Origin of the sequence: Bradyrhizobium genomosp. III, assembly GCF_000261705.1 — a bacterium.
Taxonomy (GTDB): domain Bacteria; phylum Pseudomonadota; class Alphaproteobacteria; order Rhizobiales; family Xanthobacteraceae; genus Bradyrhizobium; species Bradyrhizobium ottawaense.
Genome location: NZ_AJQF01000556.1, coordinates 1 through 5516 on the forward strand (window position 1 = coordinate 1; position 5516 = coordinate 5516).

The 5516-nt window shown below is 60.8% G+C and carries 4 protein-coding genes and 4 pseudogenes; 1 reads left to right on the forward strand and 7 read right to left on the reverse strand.

The window, feature by feature from the left end; translation table 11 throughout:
- Both IC66_RS44815 and IC66_RS49380 read right to left on the reverse strand, forming a co-directional pair.
- Positions 1-211 (reverse strand): annotated as a pseudogene (locus IC66_RS44815) (DDE-type integrase/transposase/recombinase); the annotation flags it as partial.
- 26 nt (positions 212-237) lie between these two features.
- A complete protein-coding gene (locus IC66_RS49380; protein WP_018648284.1) occupies positions 238-471 on the reverse strand; it encodes a DUF2188 domain-containing protein in 234 nt (77 codons plus the stop codon).
- A 779-nt stretch (positions 472-1250) separates the two neighbouring features.
- On the opposite strand from IC66_RS49380, the gene IC66_RS0141875 reads away from it, so the two are divergent.
- Positions 1251-1445 carry a hypothetical protein gene (locus tag IC66_RS0141875; RefSeq protein WP_232208676.1) on the forward strand — a complete coding sequence of 65 codons (195 nt, stop codon included), beginning with the start codon at positions 1251-1253 and terminating at the stop codon, positions 1443-1445.
- A gap of 41 nt (positions 1446-1486) precedes the next feature.
- Here the strand turns inward: IC66_RS0141875 and IC66_RS44820 are convergent.
- The 5 genes and pseudogenes from IC66_RS44820 to IC66_RS48910 all read right to left on the reverse strand — a co-directional run.
- Positions 1487-1986 (reverse strand): annotated as a pseudogene (locus IC66_RS44820) (IS66 family transposase zinc-finger binding domain-containing protein); the annotation flags it as partial.
- Positions 1987-2053: 67 nt separating this feature from the next.
- Positions 2054-2440, reverse strand: a pseudogene (locus tag IC66_RS0141885) (IS3 family transposase); the annotation flags it as partial.
- 29 nt (positions 2441-2469) lie between these two features.
- Positions 2470-3302 (reverse strand): annotated as a pseudogene (locus tag IC66_RS44825) (transposase); the annotation flags it as partial.
- 83 nt (positions 3303-3385) lie between these two features.
- Positions 3386-4342, reverse strand: a complete 957-nt coding sequence (locus IC66_RS48905; RefSeq protein ID WP_244429251.1) for an omptin family outer membrane protease — start codon at positions 4340-4342, stop codon at positions 3386-3388.
- The gene (locus tag IC66_RS48910; protein ID WP_232208678.1) at positions 4339-4995 is read right to left on the reverse strand and encodes an outer membrane protein; all 657 of its coding nucleotides are present in this window, start codon (positions 4993-4995) and stop codon (positions 4339-4341) included. Before IC66_RS48910 ends, IC66_RS48905 begins: the two co-directional genes overlap by 4 nt.
- Between the last annotated feature and the right edge of the window lie 521 nt (positions 4996-5516).

Below are 5516 nucleotides of genomic sequence, written 5' to 3' on the forward strand. Positions count from 1 at the left end.
TGTCCGTGATCATCACGCGCGGCGGCGTGCCGGCGTATTTCAACAGCTTCTTCATGAGCCGCTGCGCAGCGCGTTCGGCGCTGGATCAAGACGTCGAGAACGAAGCCATTTTCTGGTCGACAGCGCGCCAAAGCCAAGTTGTTTGCCCGCGATCGAGAAGGCGCTGCTGCAAAACTACGGGGTGACCACCTGAGGGCCGTGTCCGAGATCGGCCCAGAAGGCCAGCGCCAGCCCGATTTAGCCGGACGGTGGGTATGGGTCCTGGCCATATGTCCACTCGTGTCTGAACCTGTGGTCATGGCCCTGAACTAGAACCTGAGCGTCGCGTCCTACCTTTCCCTCCTTGTGGGCAGCGTCGACCGCGACGCGGATCGCCTCTTCCTCAGTGGCGTAGGGGCCGGAGTACTCGCAATTGAGCGCAACCATCCACTGGCCTTTATGGCGCGTGACGAAGTACTGAACGCTTGCCATAAGCTTGCTCCGGCATCGCCCCTGGGATCGATAAACGGGGTCGTACTCTGCAAATCTGCCGCGGTCGCCTCAACTACCGGATTTGGTGGGCTCCAAGGAGCAGCGCCTTGTAGGCTGGCCTGTTTGCTGTACCCGCGGAGACCAACTGCCGCGCCTTAGTTTCCCTTATTCACGAGAACCGGAACGTAGCAGCTTCAATCGTCGTAGATGTGGCCTAGCTGCTAGCAAGTCTCTCTTTCTCGTTGGAGTCGAAGGCTGGATTGATGGTTGAGTGCTGCGACCGTTTGCGTTTGATCGACAAATGAACCCTCCAAATAGAATGTCGTCAGGGTCCAAACTCCCGGGAGACCAGCCGCACTCGATCGCATTTGTAAGAAAGCGCTCGTGCGGGTCCGACCTTGCCTCTTTTAGATCGTACGAGGCAATAAATTTGGCATCATGGTTGCTCCACTCCGCGGCGCACACGCGGACTTGGAGGCACGCGGACATGACTCGGCGCCGTCGGGAGTGAGAACCCGACGCTGTCCCTACCGCGCCCGCGCGGCCAGTGAAGTTGCCGGCGGTGACTCGGCGCTCACGCCTCCGGAAGCGCTTATCCCTACCACGCGCTGCAAACTTCGGTGGCCAGCCTTCGCCCTTGGATAAGCGAGACCGACCACCGCGGCACCCCGAGAGGCTCAATTCCCAAGGGTGCTACCAAGCAGTATCGCTGAGAAGGACTGGAAGCACCTACCAGGATTGGTTGGTGCCGATCTAATGTGGCCTGGGGCAAATGCGCCATGGCGACTGAATTTGATACGATTTTTGATGTGATTGAGCGTTCGGTGCAGCACGCCGCCGCGGTATCGGTATCCGCGAAACTTGTCGCAGGTCTCGAGTTTCATGCCGCCGACGCGATCAGCGAGGAAAGAAGGTTGGCTCTCGAGGAGTATGCAGACGTGCTCACTCCAAGCCGACCACGCTTGCGGACGTGATCGCCCTGAGCCGCCACGTAGCCAGACTACCGGCTTGGCCGACGGTCGATGGCGATGCCGTGCGTCGCCAACATCTGCGCCTGGCGATAAAGCGGCAAATGCCAATGATACTTGGCATCGATCACATGCGCTGACCAGCCGCTCCGTGGGCAGTGTTCGGGCCCGGCATGCTGGAGGACGACGCCATGACAAGCGCGGCAGGCCAGTTTGGGCCGGCGAGTGACGATTACGCGATACTGCGCCGGTACGACGTCGAGCCTCTGGCTCTCATCGCTCCCAATTTCAAAAAGGACGCCTGCGCAGTACGGGCGGCAGGTTGCAGTGGGCATCAGGGTCTCGACGATGCGCGGCAAATACTCCGGCAGCTGACCGCGGTTGGCTCTGCGCTCGGCAGTTCGCTTCTCGCAGGTTCTTGGATTGGCGTGATCCTCGGCTGCTTCGAGAGCCGCGACGGCCTCTTCGATGCCCTCCAAAACAGGCTGTAGTTGATCAGCGTCCAGCTTTCCGACGATCGACCGAACTGCGCATCTTTCGCAAGCTTGCGCCACGGCTCATGCTGCAAACGATGCCGTGGTCGGCCATCAGGCGCTGGAACTGCTCGCTGGTGGACTGGGACACTCGGCGGCGAACTGCCGGTCAAGGAGGTTCGCCGGTACGGTCTCGAGCTGTCGATCGCCGTCATCCTTCGGCAAGCGCCGACGTCGCGGCCGCGCCCGCAAGCCTTGCAGGCGCATCAGCCGCTCAATCCGGTGCAGGCCGCAATCCGCCCCGTCGGCGAGCAGGTCACGCCACACCCGGCGTGCGCCATAGGTGCGGTCGCTGGCGACGAAGCTGGCCTTGACCTTGCCGCCGAGCTCCTCGTCGCTGCGGGATCTGGCGCTGGGAGAGCGGTTCAGCCAGGCATGGAAGCCCGACCGCGACACTCCCAGCGCATCGCATAGCCATGCCACCGGCCAGATCGTCCGGTGCTTCGCGACGAAGGCGAACTTCATGTCGCTTCTTCGCGAAGTAGGCTGCGGCCTTCCTAGGAAACAGCCGGATTGGCGTCCCCCGGAAGAGCCTGTAACACGAAGCCCAGTGATTTGGCTCGGCGCTGAAGGTTGGCGAGCACACGGCTGCGATATTGTCGCTCATATTGGTCTGCACCCGGATCTCTGTAGTGCATGCCGTGCCGCAGGGTGTTGTAGAATAGAACTGCGATCTTGCGGGCGGTCGCCGTCACCGCCTTTGATTTGCCTGCACGTGAGGATAGCCGGCGATAGAATGCGCCGAGCGCCGTATCGCTCCGTCCGACAGTAGTGGCCGCCAATCGCAACAGTGCGGCTGCCCGACTGGACGATCTTCGTGTGCGTGAAGACAGCACCTTGCCGCCGGAGATTTTGTTGCCCGATGCAAGGCAGAGCCAGGAGGTGAAGTGCTTGGCGCTCGGCCATGCCCTCAGATCCGTGCCGCACTCGCCGATGAGCTTCAGCGAGAGGGACGGACCTAACCCATGGATCTCAGTCAAATCGACGCCGAGCATTCCGTACAGCGCGGCCCTGACATCGAAGGTAGGTGTGTTGACCTGCTTGGTCTTAACGCGTGGCTTTGATAACTTTGCGCCCGCTTTTGCCCCTTTGTTGCTCAATACGGCGATCAAGGCTTCGAGCTTGCGGTCGCAGTCCGCATTTTCGCCTGGTAAACGTCGTATAGTTCCAGCGATTGACGGAGGGCGAAGACATGTTCTTCCCGGTCGTTGCCAACCAGTGCCGCGCGGATTGTCTCGGTCGAAGAATGACAACGCACGTCCCGATAGGTTGCCAACACGTCGGGATTGCGCTCGCCTGCAACAACGGCTCGGATAATCCGCATGCCGGTCCAGGTGGCGCGGAGGTGGATGGTCACTACCAAAGCTTGAGGGGGCGTCGAAAGCCTGGCTCTTGGCTTTTGGTGCGGTCTTTTCAATCGAGCTTATAGGACGCCTGAAAGAACGTACCCCAGCGTTCCATGCTGTACTTCGCAAGCATGGTCGGTTCAACGCAGCCGCTGCTGCTGCACAATGAGTCGCTTCGGCTGTTGGTCCACATCGCCCAGTAGCGGCCACCCACGCCGACGCTGAAGTTCCTGGTGACGAAGTAGGACAAGACGCCTTCAACCTGGACGCCTCGGCCCCCATTGCTCTGTTGTTCATCAAACATGGTCGTCGGGCGCAAGAGATGATGGTCACGCCCCTTGAAATCGGTCCAGGGCAGGTAAGCGACGTCAGCGTTCAAACGCCAACGCTCGGTGAGCATGGTTTCGGCGCTTAGGCCGACACGAGCTGCATTCCATTGAGTATTCTGGCTGCCAACGACCTGGTCGTCGTCCGGCGCCAAGCATGGAGGTGGGGCAGCTATCTGTACACCCCCCCTCGAGTCGGAGCTCTGTTCGTAATACGTCCAGCCGATAAAGCCGCCGACATTGTAGTTGGCGGCGCGGAGGAAATCATAACCTACGTCGGCCGTGTAGTAGGTGTACCTCCCGTTGGCCTGGCCTGATATCTTGTTGACATAGGAGAGGTTCGGGGGAGGCCCCAATCTTCGTCGTTCATGTGTCCTTTGTCGAAGCGCCCAAGGCCAATGTTGCCCTTCAGGAACACCCAACGGGCTGTCGAGACGGCCAAATAGCTCCCCGGAAAGTCCGTCAAGTCCGTGATAGGTGAGCCTCGATGTTAGCATGCTGGGGTCTTCAAGGCCGCCGGAGGCCACTGCGCTGCGGTCCCATTGGAATCGACCCCGGCTGAGCCAGAGTCGCGATCCGCCTTCGAACGACCAACCGGCCGTGTAAGCAATCGGCGCCGCGCCGGCGGGCGCTTTTGCGTAGAGCGGCGCATCGGGCCATTGCACCACCCACGGGTCGGCGCCAAAATGGTAGTTCAACCCGATCTTTCGATGTGATAGCTGCTGGAGAGGCTGGTTATGTTCGCCGGAAGAATGGCGAACGGCGGATTCTGCACCGTCGGAGGCGTTGCGACACTCGGCCCGCCGAAATGGAGATAGTCATACTCGACGTTGACCGACCATGCAGACGTAAGTGCTTGCTCGACGCCTAGCCCGATGACGCCACCGAGGCGACCATAGTCGAAATGGGTTTTCTCCTGTGGCGCGCCGCCTTCAAACTTGTTGACGACGTCGCCTCGATTGTTTTGCCAAGCCACTCCTCCCTTAAGATAGGCCAACGTGCGGCCCAGCGCGCCAAACGCGTAACCGACACGCCCAGTCCCGGTGGCAAAGACGTTGGGACCTGCCTTGCAGTTTGCACTCACGACAAAGCCGGAGGCGGCGAGGCAAGTATTCGTGCCGTCGGAGACAGCACCGCTGGCATCGAGTTCGACGCCGAACACCCAGCCATTCTTCTGCCAATTGTAGCCGACCTGGCCACCCGCGAGAAGCACTGGGGTATCGACGACATCGCCATAGATTGACGGACCGTAGGGATTGCTGAAGGAGGTTCGGCCGTAGCCGCCGCCGAGGTGCCCGCCAATATAGCCTCCCGACCAGTTCCACACCGCGGGCGGCAGTTTCTGGCTCAAGGTCTGCCGCGTTCGCTGCACCGTTTGCGACGAGCGCAATTGTCGTGGCTCCTAAAAGAAGAACTCCGGATCGCATCCAACACTTCCCTGTACTGTCTCGGCCCACGACCGAGCGCCCTTAAGTTATCGCCGCAGCAAACCGTCGGGGCGGACCAGACGCTAACAGCGACGCGCGCCGAGTCCGCCCCCAAGGATCATCGCAAGCGATTGGTGGTGATGCCGCAAAGAGAGCAAGTCGCGTGCCGAAGTGAATTCGCAGGCTATGCGGGCACTTCGTCGCGGCGTGTGGCGCCAAGTTGCTCACATTGGTCTCGATACCGACAAGGGCCACGTTACCCGAGAGTGGCCCGCTCGCGCGCTGAATGTGTACGCGCGGTGGCGCGTGCAGACCCGGCCCGTGTGATTTCAACAGGAAGCCCTCTGCGCTTCCCCGACTACGGCGCTGTGTCGCCGTTGATTTTAATTTCACCGAGCGCTACTGATGGGACTAGGGTCCAGACTCAATTGAGCCAATATGCGAC